This window comes from Enterobacter sp. 03-F-07-AD-ECC (assembly GCF_047530935.1).
GTDB lineage: Bacteria > Pseudomonadota > Gammaproteobacteria > Enterobacterales > Enterobacteriaceae > Enterobacter > Enterobacter cloacae.
Genome location: NZ_JBLKBZ010000025.1, coordinates 1 through 20,312, shown reverse-complemented (window position 1 = coordinate 20,312; position 20,312 = coordinate 1). Strand labels below are relative to the sequence as shown.

The 20,312-nt window shown below is 56.6% G+C and carries 20 protein-coding genes; 14 read left to right on the top strand and 6 right to left on the bottom strand.

Annotated features, from left to right (window positions below; all coding sequences use genetic code 11):
* Positions 1-115 precede the first annotated feature (115 nt).
* The 4 genes from yahO to pheP all read left to right on the top strand — a co-directional run bounded on the left by yahO (position 116) and on the right by pheP (position 6,388).
* Positions 116-391 carry a DUF1471 family periplasmic protein YahO gene (yahO, locus tag ACMWKA_RS22445; protein ID WP_013097697.1) on the top strand — a complete coding sequence of 92 codons (276 nt, stop codon included), beginning with the start codon at positions 116-118 and terminating at the stop codon, positions 389-391.
* Positions 392-614: 223 nt separating this feature from the next.
* A complete protein-coding gene (locus ACMWKA_RS22440; RefSeq protein ID WP_029882617.1) occupies positions 615-2,798 on the top strand; it encodes a TonB-dependent receptor in 2,184 nt (727 codons plus the stop codon).
* Between the two features lie 125 nt (positions 2,799-2,923).
* On the top strand, positions 2,924-4,897 hold the full coding sequence (locus ACMWKA_RS22435) for a PhoX family protein (RefSeq protein WP_414760619.1): 1,974 nt from the start codon (positions 2,924-2,926) through the stop codon (positions 4,895-4,897).
* Positions 4,898-4,999: 102 nt separating this feature from the next.
* On the top strand, positions 5,000-6,388 hold the full coding sequence (gene pheP / locus ACMWKA_RS22430) for a phenylalanine transporter (protein ID WP_414760618.1): 1,389 nt from the start codon (positions 5,000-5,002) through the stop codon (positions 6,386-6,388).
* Positions 6,389-6,511: 123 nt separating this feature from the next.
* Here the strand turns inward: pheP and ACMWKA_RS22425 are convergent, their stop codons facing one another.
* A complete protein-coding gene (locus ACMWKA_RS22425; RefSeq protein WP_013097693.1) occupies positions 6,512-6,811 on the bottom strand; it encodes a helix-turn-helix domain-containing protein in 300 nt (99 codons plus the stop codon).
* Positions 6,812-7,046: 235 nt separating this feature from the next.
* Between ACMWKA_RS22425 and ACMWKA_RS22420 the strand changes: the two genes are divergently transcribed.
* The 4 genes from ACMWKA_RS22420 to ACMWKA_RS22405 all read left to right on the top strand — a co-directional run bounded on the left by ACMWKA_RS22420 (position 7,047) and on the right by ACMWKA_RS22405 (position 11,508).
* Positions 7,047-8,285 carry an MFS transporter gene (locus ACMWKA_RS22420; protein WP_029882613.1) on the top strand — a complete coding sequence of 413 codons (1,239 nt, stop codon included), beginning with the start codon at positions 7,047-7,049 and terminating at the stop codon, positions 8,283-8,285.
* A 15-nt stretch (positions 8,286-8,300) separates the two neighbouring features.
* The gene (locus ACMWKA_RS22415; protein ID WP_414760617.1) at positions 8,301-9,326 is read left to right on the top strand and encodes a sugar phosphate isomerase/epimerase family protein; all 1,026 of its coding nucleotides are present in this window, start codon (positions 8,301-8,303) and stop codon (positions 9,324-9,326) included.
* A complete protein-coding gene (locus ACMWKA_RS22410) occupies positions 9,319-10,461 on the top strand; it encodes a Gfo/Idh/MocA family protein (RefSeq protein ID WP_130626547.1) in 1,143 nt (380 codons plus the stop codon). The genes ACMWKA_RS22415 and ACMWKA_RS22410 overlap by 8 nt, the downstream gene beginning before the upstream one ends.
* A 75-nt stretch (positions 10,462-10,536) precedes the next feature.
* Entirely contained in the window at positions 10,537-11,508 is a 972-nt protein-coding gene (locus ACMWKA_RS22405; RefSeq protein WP_414760616.1) for a LacI family DNA-binding transcriptional regulator, read from the top strand.
* Here ACMWKA_RS22405 and ACMWKA_RS22400 read toward each other — a convergent pair whose 3' ends face one another.
* Both ACMWKA_RS22400 and ACMWKA_RS22395 read right to left on the bottom strand, forming a co-directional pair.
* Positions 11,509-12,753, bottom strand: a complete 1,245-nt coding sequence (locus ACMWKA_RS22400; protein ID WP_020689363.1) for a mechanosensitive ion channel family protein — start codon at positions 12,751-12,753, stop codon at positions 11,509-11,511.
* Between the two features lie 64 nt (positions 12,754-12,817).
* Positions 12,818-14,254 (bottom strand): MFS transporter, encoded by a 1,437-nt coding sequence (locus ACMWKA_RS22395; protein WP_129253500.1) that lies wholly within the window; start codon positions 14,252-14,254, stop codon positions 12,818-12,820.
* Between the two features lie 107 nt (positions 14,255-14,361).
* On the opposite strand from ACMWKA_RS22395, the gene ACMWKA_RS22390 reads away from it, so the two are divergent.
* The 5 genes from ACMWKA_RS22390 (at position 14,362) to ACMWKA_RS22370 (ending at position 17,680) form a co-directional block, all read left to right on the top strand.
* Entirely contained in the window at positions 14,362-15,231 is an 870-nt protein-coding gene (locus ACMWKA_RS22390) for a helix-turn-helix transcriptional regulator (RefSeq protein ID WP_013097685.1), read from the top strand.
* Complete coding sequence (locus ACMWKA_RS22385; protein WP_214452873.1) at positions 15,228-16,262, top strand: DUF2157 domain-containing protein; 1,035 nt, start codon at positions 15,228-15,230, stop codon at positions 16,260-16,262. The genes ACMWKA_RS22390 and ACMWKA_RS22385 overlap by 4 nt, the downstream gene beginning before the upstream one ends.
* 139 nt (positions 16,263-16,401) lie before the next feature.
* On the top strand, positions 16,402-16,731 hold the full coding sequence (locus ACMWKA_RS22380; RefSeq protein ID WP_044158813.1) for a type II toxin-antitoxin system RelE/ParE family toxin: 330 nt from the start codon (positions 16,402-16,404) through the stop codon (positions 16,729-16,731).
* The gene (locus ACMWKA_RS22375; protein ID WP_013097683.1) at positions 16,712-16,999 is read left to right on the top strand and encodes a helix-turn-helix domain-containing protein; all 288 of its coding nucleotides are present in this window, start codon (positions 16,712-16,714) and stop codon (positions 16,997-16,999) included. Before ACMWKA_RS22380 ends, ACMWKA_RS22375 begins: the two co-directional genes overlap by 20 nt.
* Positions 17,000-17,077: 78 nt before the next feature.
* Complete coding sequence (locus ACMWKA_RS22370) at positions 17,078-17,680, top strand: hypothetical protein (protein WP_414760615.1); 603 nt, start codon at positions 17,078-17,080, stop codon at positions 17,678-17,680.
* 27 nt (positions 17,681-17,707) lie between these two features.
* Here ACMWKA_RS22370 and nfsB read toward each other — a convergent pair whose 3' ends face one another.
* The 3 genes from nfsB to ACMWKA_RS22355 form a co-directional block, all read right to left on the bottom strand.
* Entirely contained in the window at positions 17,708-18,361 is a 654-nt protein-coding gene (nfsB, locus tag ACMWKA_RS22365) for an oxygen-insensitive NAD(P)H nitroreductase (RefSeq protein ID WP_013097682.1), read from the bottom strand.
* A 120-nt stretch (positions 18,362-18,481) separates the two neighbouring features.
* Positions 18,482-18,850, bottom strand: a complete 369-nt coding sequence (locus tag ACMWKA_RS22360; RefSeq protein ID WP_013097681.1) for an MmcQ/YjbR family DNA-binding protein — start codon at positions 18,848-18,850, stop codon at positions 18,482-18,484.
* Positions 18,840-19,430 carry a TetR/AcrR family transcriptional regulator gene (locus tag ACMWKA_RS22355; protein ID WP_013097680.1) on the bottom strand — a complete coding sequence of 197 codons (591 nt, stop codon included), beginning with the start codon at positions 19,428-19,430 and terminating at the stop codon, positions 18,840-18,842. The genes ACMWKA_RS22360 and ACMWKA_RS22355 overlap by 11 nt, the downstream gene beginning before the upstream one ends.
* Before the next feature lie 190 nt (positions 19,431-19,620).
* On the opposite strand from ACMWKA_RS22355, the gene ACMWKA_RS22350 reads away from it, so the two are divergent.
* Positions 19,621-20,304, top strand: coding sequence for an MBL fold metallo-hydrolase (locus tag ACMWKA_RS22350; protein ID WP_414760614.1), 684 nt, complete (start codon positions 19,621-19,623; stop codon positions 20,302-20,304).
* Positions 20,305-20,312: the final 8 nt, after the last annotated feature.

Below are 20,312 nucleotides of genomic sequence, written 5' to 3'. Positions count from 1 at the left end.
AAAGAATTTTCCTTAACGTGTGGCATTTCCTGAGATTCTCTACCATGCTCATAAAACCTCACCATCATGTGTGAGGTTTTTCGTAGTTGCTGATTAATCTCAAGGAAAAAAGGTTATGAAAAAGACGACTGCTATTTTGCTGGGAACGGCGTTTCTGTTTACCACCAATACCTTTGCGGCTGAACTGCTGACGAAAAATGAATTCGAGAAAGTCGAATCGCAGTATGAAAAAATCGGTACGGTAAGCACTTCAAATGAAGTCTCTATTGATGATGCAAAGAAAGAATTGATTGAAAAAGCAGATAAAGAAGGTGCCGACGTACTGGTGCTCACGTCAGGTAATACCAACAACAAAATTCACGGCACGGCCGATATTTACAAGAAAAAATAATGTCCTGCAGCCATCCCGGATCCGGGGTGGCTGTGCGTCACGCTTTCCCTCTGTAACATCTCTCTCTTCCCCGGCTTCATTTAACCCCCTGTCCTCAGGCCGAAACGCGCGGTTACACTTGCTAACGCAGATATAATGCGTATAGTTCTCATTTGCATTACACATAAGCTTTTCTAAGGCCCGACAACGGGCCATTTTTGCGCGCACATTTAATGAGTCCATTATGAACAACACCAGAATGCATAAAACACTGCTGGCGCTCGCAGTTGGCGCAGTGACCCACGCTGCCCTGGCGGCAGAGGCAAAGCCAGAAGACACCATGGTCGTCCAGTCTGCCACCGGGCCTGATTTCACTCCCGGCGGCGACCAGCTGGTACCCGCCTTCCTGGATGGACAGGTGGCAAACGGCGGCCGTCTGGGGATGCTCGGCCAGCAGAATGCCATGGACGTGCCGTTTAATATCATCAGCTACACCTCGAAGCTGGTGGAAGATCAGCAGGCGAAAACCATTGCTGATGTGGTTGCCAACGATGCGGGCGTGCAGTTTGTTCAGGGTTACGGTAACAGCGCCGAAACCTTCCGTATTCGTGGCCTGAAGTTTGACGGCGATGACATGACCTTTGGCGGCCTGTCCGGCGTGCTGCCGCGTCAGGTGGTGGATGCCCAGATGGTCGATCGCATTGAAATTTTCAAAGGGGCAAACTCGCTGATGAACGGCGCGGCAAGCTCCGGCGTGGGCGGGATGATTAACCTTGAGCCAAAACATGCGGGCGACGTCCCGCAGGCGAAAGTGGGCGTGGACTACACCTCCGACTCACAGATTGGCACCACGCTCGATGCAGGCCGACGCTTTGGCGACAACGACCAGTTCGGCGCGCGCGTGAACCTGGTTCACCGGGAAGGGGAAACCGGCGTGCCGAACGACCGCCGCCGCACCACGCTGCTCTCCACCGGTCTGGATTACAAAGGCGACAATTTCCGCACCTCGCTGGATCTGGGCTATCAGAAGAAAACCTTCCACGGCAGCCCGACCAGCGTCAACATTTCCGCCGTGGACTTTGTGCCTGAGCCGCCGAAAAACGATCGTAACTTCTCGCAGAAATGGGCCTACAGCGACATTGAAAACGAGTTCGGGATGTGGCGCAGCGAGTACGACATCACTGACAACTGGACGGCCTATACCGGCCTCGGCGCGCAGCACGCGCACGAAGAGGGGATCTACAGCGCGCCGAAGCTGGTGGACAAGAGCGGTAAGGCCACGGTCAGCCGTCTTGATACCAACCGTATCAGCGATTCCGTCAGCGGTATGGCGGGGATACGCGGTCACTTCACTACCGGCTTTGTCTCGCACAAGGTCAACGTGGGGTATTCCGCGATGACCAAAAACGAAAAAATCGCCTGGAAAATGTCGGCGACGGCGGATAACCCAACCACCAACATTTACCACAACACCGGCGTCGCGATGCCGGACAGCTCCAATTTCAACGGCTCTGGCGGCAAATACAGCGATCCGCTGACCAGCGGGCGCACCCGCACTCAGGGCTGGCTGCTGAGTGATACCCTGGGCGTGCTGGATGACAAGCTGCTGTTTACCGCTGGTGCACGTCATCAGAAAGTGGTCATCCGCGGGTACAACAAAATTACCGGTGCGGAAAACGACGCGGACGGTTTTGACGGCAGCCGCTGGATGCCAACCTACGGTGTGGTTTATAAACCGTGGGAGGAAATTTCGCTTTACGCCAACCACACCGAAGCGCTGCAGCCGGGTAAAACCGCGCCCAACACGGCCACCAACTACGGCCAGAGCACCGGTATCGTTCACTCTAAGCAGAATGAAGTGGGCGTGAAGGCGGACTTTGGTCGTGTGGGCGGCTCCCTGGCGCTGTTTGAGATCAAAATGCCGTCGGCGATCCTTGACGACAGCGGTCACTACGGCCTGGACGCTGAGCAGCGTAACCGTGGCGTAGAGCTGAACGTCTTCGGCGAGCCAATGCTCGGGATGCGTCTGAACGCCAGCGCCACCTGGTTGCAGGCCGAGCTGACCAAAACCAAAAACGGCGTGAATCAGGGCAACGATGCCATTGGTGTCCCGAACTTCTACGCCGTGCTGGGCGCAGAGTACGACATCAAACCGATTGAGGGCCTGACGGCTACCGCCCGCGTCAACCACTCCGGCACGCAGTACGCCGACCTTGCGAACAGCAAAAAGCTCGACAGCTATACCACGCTGGATCTGGGCATGCGCTATCGCTTCGCGGTGAACCACAATGAAAACCAGATGACGGTGCGCGCGGGCATCGACAACGTGACCAACGAAAACTACTGGTCCAGCGTTGACGATTCCGGCACCTACATCACGCAGGGCGAACCGCGTACCTTTAAGGTCTCGGTTGGCTACGAGTTCTAAGCGTTCCACCTCGTTATCCGGGGCAGGGATGCCCCATCCTTCCGTACCTTGTTATAAAATTGTAATAAAAGCTTCTTACACTGGCCTCCAGACCTTTACCTCTTGGCCAATGACAGGAAGCCGCTATGGGCAGACCCCTCAAATCTGTATTTAAAAAAGAACATCGCGACGATATCACTAACCGCAGCGCTAACCCGGTATTCTCCGAGGTTGCGGAGGTATTCCTCTCCCGCCGCCGTTTTTTACAGATGGGCGCCGTGGCGGGTGCTGCCGCTTCATTCCCTTTTCTGATCAAACCTGAAAGCGCCATTGCCGCAGTATCAAAGCCATCTGCACTGGCAAAAGCGGTTTCCCTGGGCTTTACCAGCATCGACGTATCCACGGAAGATACGGTCAGGGTGCCGGAAGGCTATATCGCCCGTCCGTTTTATCGCTGGGGTGACCCGACGGGGATCAAGAACAACATGCCGACGTTTAAACAGGATGCCAGCAACACCACCGACGAACAGGCCGTGCAGGCGGGCATGCACCACGACGGGATGGCGTGGTTTAGCCTGCCGCAAGGGAAACAAAACCCGGAACATGGCCTGCTGGCGCTGAATCATGAGTACATCGATAACGGGATGCTGTTTACCGACGGCACGGCCAACTGGAATCTCGACAAGGCCCGCAAGGGGCAGAACGCGATGGGCGTGTCGGTGGTGGAAGTGAAAAAATCGGGCAGCGACTGGCAGGTAGTTCGCCCGTCTTCGTATGCCCGCCGCATTACCGTCAATACGCCGATGCAGCTTACCGGCCCGGCGCGGCATCAGGACTTAATGAAAACCGCCGCTGACCCGCAGGGGGAACGCGTGCTGGGCACCATGCAAAACTGCGCCAACGGCCATACGCCGTGGGGCACCTATCTCACCTGCGAGGAGAACTGGTCGGATATTTTTGTCAAAAAAGCCGATCTTAATCCGCTGGAAAAACGCTACGGCATCAGCGACAGCGATGAATCCTACCGCTGGAACGAGGTGGATGACCGCTTCAGCGTCGATAAAACCCCTAACGAACCCAACCGTTTCGGCTGGGTGGTGGAGATTGATCCTTACGATCCCAGCTCCACGCCGCGCAAGCACACCGCTCTGGGCCGCTTCAAGCATGAAGGCGCCGCCGTCACGCTCGCCGCCGATAACCGCGTGGTGGTCTATATGGGGGACGACCAGAAGTTTGAGTACATCTATAAATTCGTCTCGGACAAAAAATACGATCCTGCCAACCGTGAAGCCAATATGCAGCTGCTGACGTCCGGCACGCTGTACGTTGCCCGGTTCAACGAGGAGGGGAGCGGCGACTGGCTGCCGCTGATCTTCGGGCAGAATGGCCTGGATAAAAGCAACGGTTTCGAAAGCCAGGGCGATCTGCTGATTAAAACCCGTCTGGCGGCCGACGTGGTGGGGGCAACGAAAATGGATCGTCCAGAGTGGATTGCGGTCGATCCGCACGCCAGCGGCAGCGTCTACTGTACGCTCACCAACAACAGCGATCGCGGTAAAGAGGGTAAGGCGCCGGTCGATGCCGCCAACCCGCGAGCCAACAACGTGTTTGGTCATATTATGCACTGGCACGAAGAGGGAGCCGATCCGGCCGCCGCTCGCTTTAAGTGGGATATTCTGGTGATGGCCGGGCGTACCGACAGCGACGATCCGAAGGCCAAAGGCTCCATGCAGGGGGCAGCATTCGGCAGCCCGGATGGCCTGTCGTTCGATCACCAGGGCGTGCTGTGGATCCAGACCGATGTCTCTTCCAGCACCATTAATAAGAAAGCGTACGAAGGGATGGGCAATAACCAGATGGTGGCTACCATTCCGGGCACCAATGAGTATCGCCGTTTCCTGACCGGCCCACGCGGGTGTGAAATCACCGGGATTGCGTTTACGCCGGACAACCGCACGCTGTTTATTAACATTCAGCATCCGGGAGAGGGCGGGGATGATATTACCGACCCGGCCAATCCGCGTGCTGTTTCCAACTGGCCAGACGCGAACCCGAACGGACGTCCGCGTTCGTCGACGGTGGTGATCATCAAAGCGGACGGTGGGATCATCGGTTCGTGACGTTTATCCGCCGGGTGCACGCAGTGGCCCGGCGTTAAACTTGCTACCACCAGCATGAAGTGTTAAAACGTGCCCCTTCTAAAAAAGAGACAGGGGTAGGACGTGAAAGACGCGTCATCCGCTTCAGGCAACGGTAGCGCTGAAGCTTCGTCGGAACAGAACCCGACGCTGCAACGTGGTTTGCAAAATCGACATATTCAGTTAATTGCCCTTGGCGGCGCGATCGGTACCGGGCTGTTCCTGGGTATCGGCCCCGCCATTCAGATGGCTGGCCCGGCGGTCCTGCTGGGCTACGGTATCGCCGGGGTTATCGCCTTCCTGATCATGCGCCAGCTCGGCGAGATGGTCGTCGAAGAGCCGGTGTCAGGCTCGTTCGCTCACTTTGCCTATAAATACTGGGGCCCGTTCGCAGGCTTCCTCTCCGGCTGGAACTACTGGGTGATGTTTGTGCTGGTGGGAATGGCCGAACTGACCGCCGCAGGCATCTATATGCAGTACTGGCTGCCCGAGGTGCCAACGTGGGTCTGGGCTGCGGCCTTCTTTATTATCATCAACGCCGTTAACCTCGTGAACGTGCGCCTGTATGGTGAAACCGAGTTCTGGTTCGCGCTGATCAAGGTGCTGGCGATTATCGGCATGATCGGCTTTGGCCTGTGGCTGCTGTTCTCAGGCCACGGCGGCGAGCGGGCCACTCTCGACAACCTCTGGCAGCACGGCGGCTTCCTGGCGACGGGCTGGAAGGGGCTGATCCTGTCGCTGGCGGTGATTATGTTCTCGTTCGGCGGGCTGGAGCTGATTGGGATCACCGCGGCCGAAGCGCGCGATCCGCATAAAAGCATTCCAAAAGCGGTTAACCAGGTGGTGTACCGTATTCTGCTGTTCTACATCGGCTCGCTGGTGGTACTGCTGGCGCTCTACCCGTGGGTGGAAGTGAAGTCCGACAGCAGTCCGTTTGTGATGATTTTCCACGATCTGAACAGCAACGTGGTGGCCTCGGCGCTGAACTTCGTCATTCTGGTAGCGTCGCTGTCGGTCTATAACAGCGGGGTGTACTCCAACAGCCGCATGCTGTTTGGCCTTTCGGTGCAGGGGAACGCCCCGAAATTCCTCACCCGCGTCAGCCGCCGCGGCGTGCCGGTCAACTCTCTGCTGCTTTCCGGGGCCATTACGTCGCTGGTGGTGCTGATCAACTACCTGCTGCCGAAATCCGCCTTTGGTCTGTTGATGGCGCTGGTTGTCGCCACGCTGCTACTGAACTGGATCATGATCTGCCTGGCGCACCTGCGTTTTCGCGCCGCGATGCGCCGCAAGGGGCGTGAGACGCAGTTTAAGGCGCTGCTCTATCCGGCAGGCAACTACATCTGTATTGCATTCCTGGCGATGATCCTGGTGCTGATGTGCACCATTGAGGACATGCGTCTGTCCGCGATGCTGCTGCCGGTGTGGGTGGTGTTCCTGTTTATCGCGTTTAAGCTCTCACGCAAAAAGTAGCCCGTTTTTCTCCCTCTCCCTGTGGGAGAGGGCCGGGGTGAGGGCAACAGACCGCATCAAACCAGACCGCACCTGCCTTCACGCCCGGTGGCGCTGCGCTTACCGGGCCTACATGTTGCACTATTAAATCTCAAACGCTATCCGTTTCCCGTTTGGTAACGTTACATCGATGCTTAGCTCCCCTCCAAGCGCACTCACATAGCGTTTGAGCGTTGAAAGTCGGGGGTCGTTTCCCGGCTGTTCGATTTTCGCCACCGTGGGTTGTTTTACCCCCATTGCCGCGGCCAGTTCTGTCTGCGAAATATTGAGCTCTTCCCGCAGTTGGTTCAGCGCAACAATTCTGCGCATCACTTCAACTTTCGCCGCAATGCGCTCCTGACTTTCCGCGCTCTGTTGTGCCATAAGTTCTTTTAGCGTTGCCATATGGCCTCCTTATTCGCCAGATGTCTGTGATACTCAAAGTCCGCCAGCGCTATCATCTTATTTTATAGCCTATTGGCTATAATTCCAATCAGAACACATCTGTTTATCAGGCAAGCCTCTTTATCGTGACCCCCCTCCCAAATCTTCTACGATCCACAGGATCTTTATTTTGTAATCGATTACTTTTTTGTTTGAACTGTTTTGTAATCGATTACTTTTGAGGGTGAGGCTTATCATGGTGTCAACAACTGAAAGTAGTGGAAAAGCGATAGCACCGCACCGGCTGCTGGTGCCGCGTCTGTCGCTGATGATGTTTCTGCAGTTTTTTATCTGGGGAAGCTGGTCGGTCACGCTGGGTCTGGTGATGACCCAGCACAACATGTCGTTGCTGATTGGCGATGCGTTCTCCGCCGGGCCTATCGCCTCTATTTTGTCGCCGTTTGTGCTCGGCATGCTGGTGGATCGCTTCTTCGCTTCGCAAAAGGTGATGGCGGTGATGCATCTGGCCGGGGCAGCAATCCTCTGGTTCGTGCCGGGCGCGCTGATTGCTGAAAACGGTGCGCTGCTGATCGGTCTGCTGTTTGGTTATACGCTCTGCTATATGCCGACGCTGGCGCTGACCAACAATATCGCCTTTCACAGCCTGGCGAACGTGGATAAAACCTTCCCGGTGGTGCGCGTGTTTGGCACTATCGGCTGGATTGTGGCGGGCATTTTCATCGGCGTCACCGGCGTGGCGGCAAGCGTCACCATCTTCCAGGTGGCGGCAGTCAGCTCCGTGCTGCTGGCTCTCTACAGCCTGACGCTACCGCACACGCCTGCTCCCGCGAAAGGGCTGCCGGTGCAGGTTCGCGATCTCTTCTGCGCGGATGCCTTTGCGCTGCTTAAAACCCGCCACTTTTTCGTCTTTTCCGTCTGCGCGATGCTGATCTCCGTCCCGCTGGGGACCTACTACGCCTACACTGCCTCGTATCTGGCGGATGCGGGTATTGCGGATGTCAGTACCGCCATGTCGTTCGGGCAGATGTCTGAGATCTTCTTCATGCTGGTCATTCCGCTGCTGTTCCGCCGTCTGGGCGTGAAAATCATGCTGCTGATCGGCATGCTGGCGTGGTTTGTGCGCTACGCCATGTTTGCGCTGGGCGTGAGTGAAGAGGGGCGCATCCTGCTCTATCTCGGCATTCTGTTGCACGGCGTCTGCTACGATTTCTTCTTTGTCGTCGGCTTTATCTATACCGACCGGGTCGCAGGCGAAAAGGTTAAAGGTCAGGCGCAGAGCATGATCGTGATGTTCACCTACGGCATCGGCATGCTGCTTGGCTCGCAGATATCCGGCGCGCTCTATAACCGCCTGGTGGCCGGGCAGGCCGTTCCGCAGGCGTGGGTCACGTTCTGGTGGATCCCGGCGGTGGCTGCCGCGGCGATCGCGCTGATTTTCCTTCTCACGTTTAAGTATGACGATGACAAGGCGTAATGTTCTGGAGGTGGTATGAGAACGATTAAGGGACCGGGTATTTTTCTGTCGCAATTTATTGGTGTGAATGCACCGTTCAACACGCTCGACGGGCTGGCGGGCTGGGCGGCAGCGATGGGCTATAAGGCGGTGCAGATCCCCTGTAACCATCCGGCTATTTTTGATGTGCAGAAAGCGGCTGAAAGCCAGACCTATTGTGATGACATCACCGGCACGCTGTCGGAGCACGGGCTGGTGATCAGCGAGCTGTCGACCCATCTGGAAGGCCAGCTTGTGGCGGTAAACCCGGTGTACAGTGACGCGTTTGACCACTTCGCCCCTGCAGCCGTACGCGGCAATGACGCCGCCCGGCAGGCATGGGCCACAGAAAAACTGAAACAGGCCGCTGTGGCCTCGGCGAGATTAGGCCTGAAGGTGCACGCCACCTTCTCCGGCTCGCTGGCATGGCCGTTTTTCTACCCGTGGCCGCCGCACAATGAGCAGCGTTTTCAGGCGGCGTTCCAGGAACTGGCAACCCGCTGGCGCCCGATTCTGGACGCCTTTGACGAGCAGGGCGTGAACGTCTGCTTTGAGCTGCATCCGGGGGAAGATCTGCACGATGGAGTGACCTTTGAGCGTTTTCTGGCGCTTGTTGATAACCACCCGCGCTGCAACATTCTCTACGACCCAAGCCATATGCTGCTCCAGCAGATGGACTACCTGACCTTTATCGACATCTACCATGCGCGTATTAAAGCGTTTCACGTGAAGGATGCCGAGTTTCGCCCCAACGGGCGCAGCGGCGTCTACGGTGGCTACCAGCCGTGGCTCAACCGGGCCGGGCGGTTCCGCTCACTGGGGGACGGGCAGATCGACTTCAACGGCATCTTCAGCAAGCTGACCCAGTACGACTACGACGGCTGGGCGGTGCTGGAGTGGGAGTGCTGCCTGAAGGATGGTGATACCGGCGCGAGGGAAGGCAGCGAGTTTATCCGCCGCCACATCATTCCGGTCTCCGGGCGCGCGTTTGATGATTTTGCCGCAGGGGGTAACGATGATTAACGTCGGCATTATCGGCAGCGGGTTTATCGGCCCGGCGCATATCGAGGCGCTTCGGCGTCTCGGGTTTGTGCAGGTGGTGGCGCTCTGCGACGGTACGTTTGCCGAGGCGCAGGCAAAAGCGCGTCAGCTTAACGTGCCGCACGCCTTCGACAGCGTGGAAGCGTTGCTTGCACATCCGGATTTACACGTGGTGCACAACTGCACGCCAAACCATCTGCACGCGGAGATTAACCGCCAGATCCTGCGCGCGGGAAAGCACGTATTCTCCGAGAAGCCGCTGTGCATGACCCCGGACGAAGCGCGTGAGCTGGTAGCGCTGGCGGAGCAGGCAGGGGTGATTCACGGCGTCAGCTTTGTCTATCGCCAGTTTGCCATGGTGCGCCAGGCCGCAAGCATGATGAGGGCGGGTAGCATCGGTCGGATCTTCGCCGCGCACGGCAGCTATCTGCAGGACTGGATGCTGCTGGAAACGGACTACAACTGGCGGGTGGATGCGGCCCTGGGCGGTGCGTCGCGCGCGGTGGCGGATATCGGTTCGCACTGGTGTGACACGGTGCAGTTTGTTACCGGGCGTCGCATCATCGAGGTGATGGCCGATTTATCCATCGTCTGGCCGACGCGCAAGGCAAACGTGGCAGGCAATCACACCTTCACTCATGACGAAAACGCGCAGTATGAAGACAAGCGGGTCACCACCGAAGACGTTGGCTCAGTCCTGTTCCGCTTTGACGACGGCAGCAAAGGCTGCTTTAGCGTTTCGCAGGTGAGCGCCGGGCGCAAAAACCGTCTGACGTTTGAAATCAACGGCAGCGAACGGTCGGTGGCATGGGATCAGGAGGTGCCGCAACAGCTGTGGATTGGCCATCGTGCACAGGCCAATCAGACGCTCAGTGACGATCCGGGTCTGATGAACCACGATGTGGCCGACAGCGCTCACTTCCCCGGCGGACACATCGAAGGCTGGCCCGATGCGTTTAAAAACATGATGGCGCAGTTTTACCGTGCCGTGCAGGTCGGCGTGATGCCCGAACGGCCGGCGTTTGCGACGTTCCACGACGGGGCGAACGTGATGTATATCATTGATGCCATTGTGAAAAGCCATCAGCAGCAGCGCTGGGTTCGTGTGCAAGCGTAACGCGTTGCCCGGTTCGCCGGGCAACGAATTTATGGTAGCCTGCATAAAACGTTAACCGCAGGAAGTGCCGTCGCTATGTCAATTCAGAAAATCGCTCAGCTTGCCGGAGTGTCCGTGGCAACGGTCTCGCGCGTGCTTAACAACAGCGATACCGTGAAGGCGAAAAACCGCGAGCGCGTCCTGCAGGCCATCAAAGAGAGCAATTACCAGCCCAACCTGCTGGCACGCCAGCTGCGCACCGCGCGCAGCTATATGATCCTGGTGATGGTCTCGAATATCGCCAACCCGTTCTGTGCCGAAGTGGTGAAGGGCATTGAAGAGGAAGCCGAGAAGAACGGCTACCGTATTTTGCTGTGCAATTCCGGGTCTGATATCGAACGCTCCCGCTCGGGGTTAAGCCTGCTGTCGGGCAAAATCGTCGACGGCATTATCACCATGGATGCCTTCTCAAAATTGCCTGAACTTGCCGCCCTGATCGGCTCCGCGCCGTGGGTGCAGTGCGCCGAATACGCCGATGCCGGAACGGTCTCCTGCGTGGGCATCAATGATGTGGACGCGTCACAGCATGCCATCAGCCAGCTTGCCGACGGCGGACGCAAACGTATCGCGATGATCAATCACGATCTCAGCTACAAATATGCCCGCCTGCGCGAACGCGGTTACAAAAGCGTGCTCCACCTGCGGGATCTGGATTATCAGGTGGTGGAATATGCCCGCGATCTCAGCTCCAGCGCGGGCATGGCGGCGATGCAAAATCTGCTGAAGGACAACCCGCCGGACGCGGTATTTGCCGTGTCCGATACCCTTGCGGCAGGGGCGCTGCGTGCCATACAGCAGGTGGGGCTGCGTGTGCCGGAGGATATCGCGGTGGTAGGGTTTGACGGTACGGAGCTGGCGGAGATGATCTCGCTGACCACCATTGAACAGCCTTCGCGGGATATCGGGCGCAAGGCAGTCGATCTGCTGTTGAATAAAATCGATAACCCGGATGCGCCCACGGAGAGGGTGATGCTGGACTGGCGCTTTATTTCCCGCGCCAGTACCTGATTATTGTGCGATGCCGCCCGCCAGGGAGCGAATATCGTTCCCGGTGGGGGACTGATGAATACGCAGACCAAATTCATCCACCACGGCAAAAATATGGTCGAAGATGTCAGCCTGAATCTCTTCATATTCCGCCCAGACCACCGTGTTGGTGAAGGCATATATTTCAATCGGCAGACCATTTGCGTCAGGCGCCAGCTGGCGCACCATCAGCGTCATATCTTTACGAATACGCGGGTGGTTACGCAGATATTCATTCAGATAGGCGCGGAAGGTGCCGATATTGGTCATCTTGCGCAGGTTTAATACCGATTCCCCTTCACCGTTTTGCTGATTCCACAGGTTTATTTCCTCATGTCGCGCGGCCAGATAAGGCTTCAGCAGTTTCGCCTGAATCAGCTTCTGCTGCTCCTGCTCGTCGAGGAAGTGAATGCTGGTGGTGTCGATATTCAGGCTGCGCTTAATGCGTCGCCCGCCGGAGGCAGACATGCCGCTCCAGTTGATGAACGCGTCGGAGACCAGCGCCCACGTCGGAATGGTGGTGATGGTGTTATCGAAGTTGCGGACTTTAACCGTGGTGAGACCAATGTCCGTCACCGTGCCGTTAGCGCCGTATTTCGGCATCTCCAGCCAGTCGCCGAGCTTGAGCATATCGTTAGCGGAGAGCTGAATACCGGCGACCAGCCCCAGAATAGGGTCTTTAAACACCAGCATTAGTACCGCTGCCATGGCCCCCAGGCCGCTTATCAGAATGGCGGGTGACTGGCCGATCAGCAGGGAGATAATTAAGATCCCCACCAGAATGGCGCTCACCAGCTTGATACCCTGGAAGATCCCCTTCAGCGGCAGCTGTGAGGCGGTCGCCATTTTCTGCGACAGATTAAAAATCACGTCCAGCAGCGAGAAGAAAGAGAGCAGGGCATACACCATCACCCACAGCTTCGCGCAGGTGGTGAGCATTTCCGCTGCTTCGCTGCCTTTTTGCAGCCACAGTACCGCCTGAACGTTGACGATTATCCCCTGAAGGGTAAACGCCAGGCGGTGAAATAACTTGTTCTGCGTAATGATCTGCAACCACAAATGGCTGCTGGCCTGCGCGCGTTTCTCAAAAGCGCGGAGCACCACTTTGTGCAAAATAAAATGAACAATGATGGCGGTAAGAAAAATAATACCAAAGATAATCACTAACGAGGTGGTGTGATTAATTTCAATCCCTAACTCTTCAACCTGAGCAATTAATTCCTGCATAACGTCTCCTGTATTGATGCAGCCCCATAATGGCGGCTGCGGATCTATTATGCAAATTCGCGGCTTATTTGGTGGCGTGGCAGGTTTTCACAACCGGCAGGCACAGACGATGGCGCATACGTAACGTTGCCAGCCCCAGCACGATCATCATGCCGGTTTCCACGGCGAGGAAGACGTTAATCGCCTGGGTGTAATCGCCGTGGTGGTTTTGCAGCGCGTGTAGCAGGATCGCACCAAAAATCGCCGGGCCAAGCCCCAGGGCGGCCTGCTGCAGCGTACTTAAAATCGCGCTGGCCGCCCCGGCATCGTCTGGCTGAATGTCGCGCATCCCGATGCGGTAGAAGCTGTTGACGATCAGCGCCTGCCCATAGCCAACCAGCCCGGTTGCCGGTGCCAGCGTCAGCGCCGTGTTGTCCATGCCCCAGAGACGGAAGGTGGCAATCAGCGCCAGCAGGCCGATAATCTGAATCGCCAGCCCGGTCAGCAGAATCGAGCTGGTGCTGTAGCGGGCAATCAGACGCGGGGCAAACCATGCCGATATAAAGTAGGTCACCCCCAGGGCGATAAAACTGTTCCCCGACTGCCACGGTGCCATTCCCAGACCGGTTTGCATGGTCAGCGCCATACAGAACATAAACCCGGACCAGACGCTGAAAAAGAGCAGCGCAATCAGCACGCCAAAGCGGATGCTGCGAAGCTGCATCAGACGCGGCGGGATCAGCGGATGGGCATCCTCACGCTCTTTTTTACGGGCATTTAAGACCATCAAATACCCCAGCGGGATAATCGCCATCAGTGCGGCCTTCAGCGGCCAGGACCAGTGCCACTGCGGGCCGAGGGCCATCGGAAACAGCAGGCAGCAGAGAATGATGGCCAGCAGGACGGTGCCCGTCCAGTCAATGCGCGACGGGGTTTCGCGACGGGTTTCCGGCACATAGCGACGGCTCAGCCCCAGAACCACCAGACAGATGGGCACGTTGATAAAGAAGGCGTTACGCCAGCCCAGCCCGGCGATATCCGCCGACACCAGCCAGCCGCCGCCCATCTGCCCGACGATAAACGCAATGCCGCCGATACCGCCAAACAGGCTGATCGCTTTCGCATGGGCCGTGCCTTTTAGCGTCACGTGCAGCGTGGCGAGGATTTGCGGCACGATCAGCGCCGCTCCTGCGCCCTGAATGATGCGCGCGGCAAGCAGTTGCTCAATGGTTCCCGCCATTCCGCACAGCAGCGACGCCAGGCCAAAACTTGCCACGCCCCACATAAACAGACGACGGCGCCCGAGGTTATCCCCGAGCTTGCTGCCAAGGGCAAGGCAGACGGCGAAGGCCACGCCGTAGAGCGCGACAATCAGCTCCAGTTCGGTGGCGGTGGCGTGCAAGGAGTGGGTGATAGCGTCCAGCGCTACGTTGGTGATCGAGGTATCAATCAGCGGCAGCATCTGGCCGGTTAACAGCAATATCAGGCCTGCGCGACCCGGTGAAACAACTGACGTATTCATGGTAACTCCATTGCGTCATTCAACAGATGGTCGTAGCATCAACGATCTGATAAACGGGTACCAGTTCTTGCTTATACTGGTACTGGCACTACCATGCAGGGGGAGTTATGGCGCTGATGTCTGAACCTGTTGTCTCACTCAAGGACGACACGCGAAAACAGCTGGGGGCATTTTTACGCGCCCGGCGTGAGAGCCTTGATCCACAGCGTCTTGGATTGCCGCGCAGCGGCCGCCGCCGCACGCCGGGGCTGCGCCGTGAAGAGGTGGCTTTGCTGGCTGACGTGGGCGTGACCTGGTACACGTGGCTGGAGCAGGGCAGAGATGTTAATCCCTCCAGCACCGTGATGGCGGCAGTGGCAAAAGCGCTGCAATGCACCCCGACCGAGACGCGCCACCTTTTTGTGCTGGCCGGATTGCCGCCGGGTGAAGCGCCACAGGCGACGGGCTGCGAGGGGATCAGCGAGGGCACGCGTCGCTTGCTTGATACCCTCATGCCGAAACCCGCCAGCATCCAGAAACCCAACTTCGATATCGTGGCGTGGAACGACAGCTTCGGGCACTTAATGGGCGTCGATTTCAATGCGATCCCGCCGGAAGATCGCAACTGTATTTATCTTTTCCTCACCCATCCCGCATGGCGTGCGCGGCTTGGCAAGCGTGACGACGTGCTGCCGATCTTTGTCTCCTATTTCCGCGCGGCGATGGCCGAGCACCGGGGCGATCCGCTGTGGGAAGCGAAACTGGCGCGTTTCTTTGCGGTGTCTGAAGAATTTAAAACCCTGTGGCATCAGCGCAACGACGTGCGCGGAGTGGAGAACCAGCTCAAGCTGTTTACCCATCCTGAGCTGGGCGAGTTTACCCTGCAGCAGATGTACTGGTACTCTGCACCGCGTAATGGATCGCGGCTGCTGGTCTATCTGCCGGTGGATGACGCGGGGGAGCGGGCGATGGAATGGCTGGCGGAGCAGGCAAAATGAAGGTAACCCGAAAACAGGAGCGGCTTTTGCGCCGCGCGCTCAACGAGTGGCAGCAGGAAGGTACATTAAGCGCTGACGAGCATCAGCGTCTGGCGGGCACCTTGACACGCGTCACCATGGACTGGCAGCGGCTCAGCCGCTATGCCTTCTGGACGGCGCTGGCCTGCGTGATCATCGCTATCGGCAGCCTGTTCTCCGACAGTGAACTGATGGCGCGCATTATTGCATTCTTCTCTTTCTCCTCCATCGCCCGCATCGGGCTGCCTGCGCTGGTTGCCGTGCTGTTTTATCTGTGGGGCTTCAGCCGACAGCGTCGGGAAACCCAGTGGCATTACAGCACTGAAGCCATGCTTTTTCTCGGCGTGCTCTTTACCGCCATCGCGCTCTGGCAACTTGGGGAGCGTCTGGATAACGGCAGCGGCCATATCGCACCGCTGTTCCTGGCGGGATGTGCGGTTTACGGGCTGGTGGGCTTCTTTGGTCGCTCTGGCCTGGTGTGGCTGTTTTTCCTGCTCTCACTCGGTAACTGGTTTGGTGCGGAGACGGGCTATATGTCCGGCTGGGGCGCCTACTGGCTGGGAATGAACTACCCGGTACGCTTTATCTTCTTCGGCGGTGCGCTGCTGGCACTGTGCTGGCTGCTGCGCGGAAGGCTGCAGGCGCGCCATCTATACACGACCAGCAAAGCGATGGGGCTCACGTATCTGTTTGTCGCCCTGTGGATCATGTCGATTTTCGGCAACTACGATATCGACAACTGGTATGGCGTTACGCAGGCTTCGCTGCTGCCGTGGGCGCTGCTGTTCGCCGTGGCGGCGGTGCTCTGCATTTACATCAGCCTTAAAACCGACGACGGCATGCTGCGCGGTTTTGGTCTGACCTTCCTCGGCATTAACCTCTACACCCGCTATTTCGAATACTTCTGGGACGGCATGAACAAAGTGGTGTTCTTCCTGCTCCTCGCGGCGTCGCTGGCGGTGATTGGGCGCTATGCAGAACGAATCTGGCACGCCGGTAACCCGGCCAGGTAAGTTTTTTGCGAGAAGGATTCAGGGAATCGACGTGGACTCGGTTGATCCTGGCGCAAACGTGTAAGGTAAATCACGAAAGGTGAAATTAGCCTTTAATGCAAATTGCCTTATATGTTAATATCGTCAGGGATGAATAACCATGTTCAGACTTATCGTTCATCATGCGGTTCGGGAGGAGATCCTCGCATTGCCTGCGGTGGTACAGGCGAAGTTGATTCGCCAGCTAGATAAATTGCGTACTCATCCAACCGCATTGAGGGAGCCTGATAGCAAGCCGTTGCCACATGGCTTGTTTGAAATAAGAACAATTGGGCTGCTCCATAGTCGCGGAATTTATGTCTATCAACGGGAGAAGACCATTTTTCTGTTGCGGGTCTTTATTAAGAAGACGCAAAAAACCCCCTCCGCTGAAATCCGTCTGGCACTGAAGAGACAACAGGAGATGTTAGATGAGCAAGAAGATTATTAACTGGGACGAATTAAGAGCAGAGTTATTAAGTGATTCCGAGGTACAGGCATCTTTTGATGCGGAAGAGCGTAAAGCGCGTCTGCGTGACATGCTGGCGCAATGGCGAAACCAGGCCGGACTGACGCGTGCGCAGGTGGCAGAGAGGATGGGGGTTAGCGCGCCAACGGTTTCACGAATGGAAGCAAATATCACACGAGCCAGTCTGGATACCTTAACGCGTTATGCGTTGGTGTGTGGGGTAAAGCATCCGCAGATCACGTTGTATTAATCATTGTTCAACCTGTTGAATCTGCGTCATTTAGATGCGTTGTAAAGTGGACTATACTTACGCGATGAGAAACCACCGATGTCGCCACTGATGATTGAGTCAGCAGATTTTAGTCAAAAACTCGGGCTTATCTCCCGAAATGTCGAACATACAGAAGCATTCCTGGCGCGGGGCACGGTGGATTTTCAGTTGCCGGGATATTTGCTACCTGCAGGATACCGGCTCCTGAAATCGCGTTATAGCGATGAATACCGTCTCGTCACTACCGACGAAGGCAAACCTTATACGGCATATGCCGTGAAGCTGGCGTTCCATAAAGAGATCACCTTTCCTCACGGTGCCGCAACGCAAGTTATGGTCTGGCGTACGCCCCGCGCTGTCCATCAACGCGTGATAAGCGGATTACCACAATTGTTTTTTCAGTGGGTGCTAAGCGAATACGACATTGTAGTGTCAGACAGCGAGCAAACCGGAGACGGTCAACGGTTCTGGTTACGCATGATCGACTGGGCATTTACCATGAATTATCGCATTAGCGTGGCGGACGGCACGGAAGGAGAAGAGTGGAGACTCACGCCAGTAAGTTCATACGCGGAACTGGAAGAGCGCTGGATCGCCTTTGCGTGGGGGTACTATCGTGACGTTCATCCGCACCGCAGATTGGTGATCAGTAAGGCGTAAAGGGCCGCTGCGAGCGGCCCGTATGTATTAGCACTCAGTCACAATCGTGCTCAGCGGCAGGCGAGATTTTGGCAGCGTGGCGTTGAAATCTTCCACGCTGTGATGCCCAACCGGCACCACCACCAGGCTGGTGAAACCTTTCTCTTTCAGGCCGAACTCTTCGTCGAGGATCGCGGCGTCGAAGCCTTCAATCGGTACCGCATCCAGGCCCAGTGCAGCCACGCCCAGCAGGAAGTTACCCACGTTCAGATAAACCTGTTTCGCCATCCACTGGTCGTCATCTTTCAGATCCACACGGTGCATGTCAGCGAAGTAGGTACGACCTTTATGGTTCGCCGCTTTGGCTTCTGGCGTGTTGAAACGGCCATCGGCCTCTTCCTGATCCACCACGCGTTCCAGCCAGGCATCATCCATCGCGGTTTTCGCGCAGAACACCACCACGTGAGAAGCGTCCAGCATTTTGCGCTCGTTGAAGACGTAAGTGCCTGCGGCAGATTTCGCCACGCGAGCTTTACCTTCCTCGGTGCTGGCGACAATAAAGTGCCACGGCTGGGAGTTGGTGCTGGACGGGCTGTATTGCAGCAGGGTTTTGATCTTTTCCGCTTCGTCTGCGGTCAGTTTTTTAGCGGGGTCGAACGCCTTGGTGGAGTGGCGTTTCAGGGCGACAGAAATAATATCCATAACAACTCCTGGTAATGAAATTCGCCCGCACGCGGGCGCGAAAGGAGAGCAGATTACAGCGAGACGCGGAAAAAGATAAGTGCGATTCGAGCGCTTATACTGTTCGTCTCAGACGAACAATCAAACCGGTCTGATCCACTTCTGGTCTTTTTTCGGCAGCTTATCCACCACCAGATTCCACGAGTCATTGATGAGATCGGTCACCAGCTCTGGCGTAACGTCGTCGGTACCGTAGAGGGAAATCCAGTGTTTTTTATTGAGGTGATAGCCCGGTTCCACTCCACGATAAATCTGCTGGTTTAACAGCGATTTTTCCGGGTCTGACTTCAGGCTGACGTGGGGCCGTCCATGTACGGTGCCCATCAGCATAAAAATTTTTCCGCCTATCTTAAACACATCGTATTCCGGTCCAAACGGCCAGCAGTGTTCGGTGAAAGGCAGCTCCAGCGCCACGCGTTTGGCGTGCTCCTGCAGGGATTTACTGTCCATCGCTCTCTTCCTGGGCAAGCCCGCGCCACATAACCTCAAACCCGAGCGCTTTAAAATCGACGGCGCGAGAAGGATCGCGGGTGGCAAATTCCATTGTGGATTCGGCAAGCGATAAGAAAAGCGCATCGCCAAAGGTTTTAAACTCATCGGACATAAACACCTGGCGCACCGAGCGGCGGCAGAGTTCATGCAGCTCCGGGAACATCTCTTTCACCGCCAGTTCCGTTTCGGCACTCAGCTTTTCACTCACGCCTATCTGGCGGATTGCCGCATGCGCCACGGGGTTACGAATCCCCCAGTCCACATAGCTGTTCCAGATGTTTCGCGTATGCTCTTTCGGTGTGGTAAGGCTGCGATCCAGATTAGAGAGCATTGACTGACAGAGGTCCTGCTTGAGGTGCAGGTAGAGGGCATTCAGCAGATCGTCTTTGGTAGCAAAGTAGCGGAACAGGGTGCCTTCGGCGACGCCCGCTTTACGGGCAATTAACGCCGTTGAGGCGGCAATACCTGACTGCGCAAATGCCGCGGTTGCGGCGTCCAGTAAGGCCTGTTTTTTATCTTCACTCTTCGGACGTGCCACTAAATTTTTCCTCCTGTCAATTGTAAAAACCCTGATTGAAACACGTGCTTTGACCCGCTGCAACGCGGAATGTCAAAGATCGAAAACGTCTTGACGACTTTATCATCATATCTATAATGAGTGCTTACTCACTCATAATCAAGTTCAGCCCGCGCAAACCATCGGATGGGGCGCGTTTTCGGGTCAGGATATGAAAAAGTTCCTCTTCATCTGCGTGGTGTTTGTCATGATTATTGCTTCAGCCGCGAGTTTACCGTTTGTTCTGAATGCCGGATTTGGCCAGCCACCGCAGGGTGCGCAGCTCACGGAAGTGGAGGCCTCGCCGCAGTATCGCGACGGCAAATTTCACAATACGTTACCCACACCAGGCTATAACGGCGACAAAAATATGCTGGTGGCGATGTGGGAGTTCCTGACCAAAAAGACTGAAAACGCCCGTCCTGCACAGCCGCTGCCGCTGGTGAAAACCGATCTCGCGAGCCTGCCGCGGGAGCAAGAGACGCTGGTGTGGCTCGGTCACTCCTCCTGGTATATGCAGCTGGCGGGGAAACGGATCCTTATCGACCCCGTTCTCGGGAATTACGCCGCGCCGTTTTCATTCCTCAACAAAGCCTTCGCCGGAGAGTATCCCTGGCAGGCGAGCAGCATGCCGGAGATCGACCTGCTGATCATTTCGCACGATCACTACGATCACCTGGATTACGCCACCATCACGGCGCTGCTGCCGAAGGTGAAACGCGTGGTCACTCCGCTGGGCGTGGGATCGCACCTGCGTTACTGGGGACCTAGATTCTACGTCAGTACTTCAAAAAGCATAATCAAAGCCTTGATAAATATGCATTCCTTCGAAATTCAGCTTTCACCCATTGGGTGAAAGAAAAG

What these genes read in the sequence shown, in the direction of transcription:
- yahO (WP_013097697.1), top strand. Translation starts at nt 116, where the DNA reads ATGAAAAAGACGACTGCTATTTTGCTGGGAACGGCGTTTCTGTTTACC.
- ACMWKA_RS22440 (WP_029882617.1), top strand. Translation starts at nt 615, where the DNA reads ATGAACAACACCAGAATGCATAAAACACTGCTGGCGCTCGCAGTTGGC.
- ACMWKA_RS22435 (WP_414760619.1), top strand. Translation starts at nt 2,924, where the DNA reads ATGGGCAGACCCCTCAAATCTGTATTTAAAAAAGAACATCGCGACGAT.
- ACMWKA_RS22425 (WP_013097693.1), bottom strand. Translation starts at nt 6,811, where the DNA reads ATGGCAACGCTAAAAGAACTTATGGCACAACAGAGCGCGGAAAGTCAG.
- ACMWKA_RS22420 (WP_029882613.1), top strand. Translation starts at nt 7,047, where the DNA reads ATGGTGTCAACAACTGAAAGTAGTGGAAAAGCGATAGCACCGCACCGG.
- ACMWKA_RS22415 (WP_414760617.1), top strand. Translation starts at nt 8,301, where the DNA reads ATGAGAACGATTAAGGGACCGGGTATTTTTCTGTCGCAATTTATTGGT.
- ACMWKA_RS22410 (WP_130626547.1), top strand. Translation starts at nt 9,319, where the DNA reads ATGATTAACGTCGGCATTATCGGCAGCGGGTTTATCGGCCCGGCGCAT.
- ACMWKA_RS22405 (WP_414760616.1), top strand. Translation starts at nt 10,537, where the DNA reads ATGTCAATTCAGAAAATCGCTCAGCTTGCCGGAGTGTCCGTGGCAACG.
- ACMWKA_RS22400 (WP_020689363.1), bottom strand. Translation starts at nt 12,753, where the DNA reads ATGCAGGAATTAATTGCTCAGGTTGAAGAGTTAGGGATTGAAATTAAT.
- ACMWKA_RS22395 (WP_129253500.1), bottom strand. Translation starts at nt 14,254, where the DNA reads ATGAATACGTCAGTTGTTTCACCGGGTCGCGCAGGCCTGATATTGCTG.
- ACMWKA_RS22390 (WP_013097685.1), top strand. Translation starts at nt 14,362, where the DNA reads ATGGCGCTGATGTCTGAACCTGTTGTCTCACTCAAGGACGACACGCGA.
- ACMWKA_RS22385 (WP_214452873.1), top strand. Translation starts at nt 15,228, where the DNA reads ATGAAGGTAACCCGAAAACAGGAGCGGCTTTTGCGCCGCGCGCTCAAC.
- ACMWKA_RS22380 (WP_044158813.1), top strand. Translation starts at nt 16,402, where the DNA reads ATGTTCAGACTTATCGTTCATCATGCGGTTCGGGAGGAGATCCTCGCA.
- ACMWKA_RS22375 (WP_013097683.1), top strand. Translation starts at nt 16,712, where the DNA reads ATGAGCAAGAAGATTATTAACTGGGACGAATTAAGAGCAGAGTTATTA.
- ACMWKA_RS22370 (WP_414760615.1), top strand. Translation starts at nt 17,078, where the DNA reads ATGTCGCCACTGATGATTGAGTCAGCAGATTTTAGTCAAAAACTCGGG.
- nfsB (WP_013097682.1), bottom strand. Translation starts at nt 18,361, where the DNA reads ATGGATATTATTTCTGTCGCCCTGAAACGCCACTCCACCAAGGCGTTC.
- ACMWKA_RS22360 (WP_013097681.1), bottom strand. Translation starts at nt 18,850, where the DNA reads ATGGACAGTAAATCCCTGCAGGAGCACGCCAAACGCGTGGCGCTGGAG.
- ACMWKA_RS22350 (WP_414760614.1), top strand. Translation starts at nt 19,621, where the DNA reads ATGAAAAAGTTCCTCTTCATCTGCGTGGTGTTTGTCATGATTATTGCT.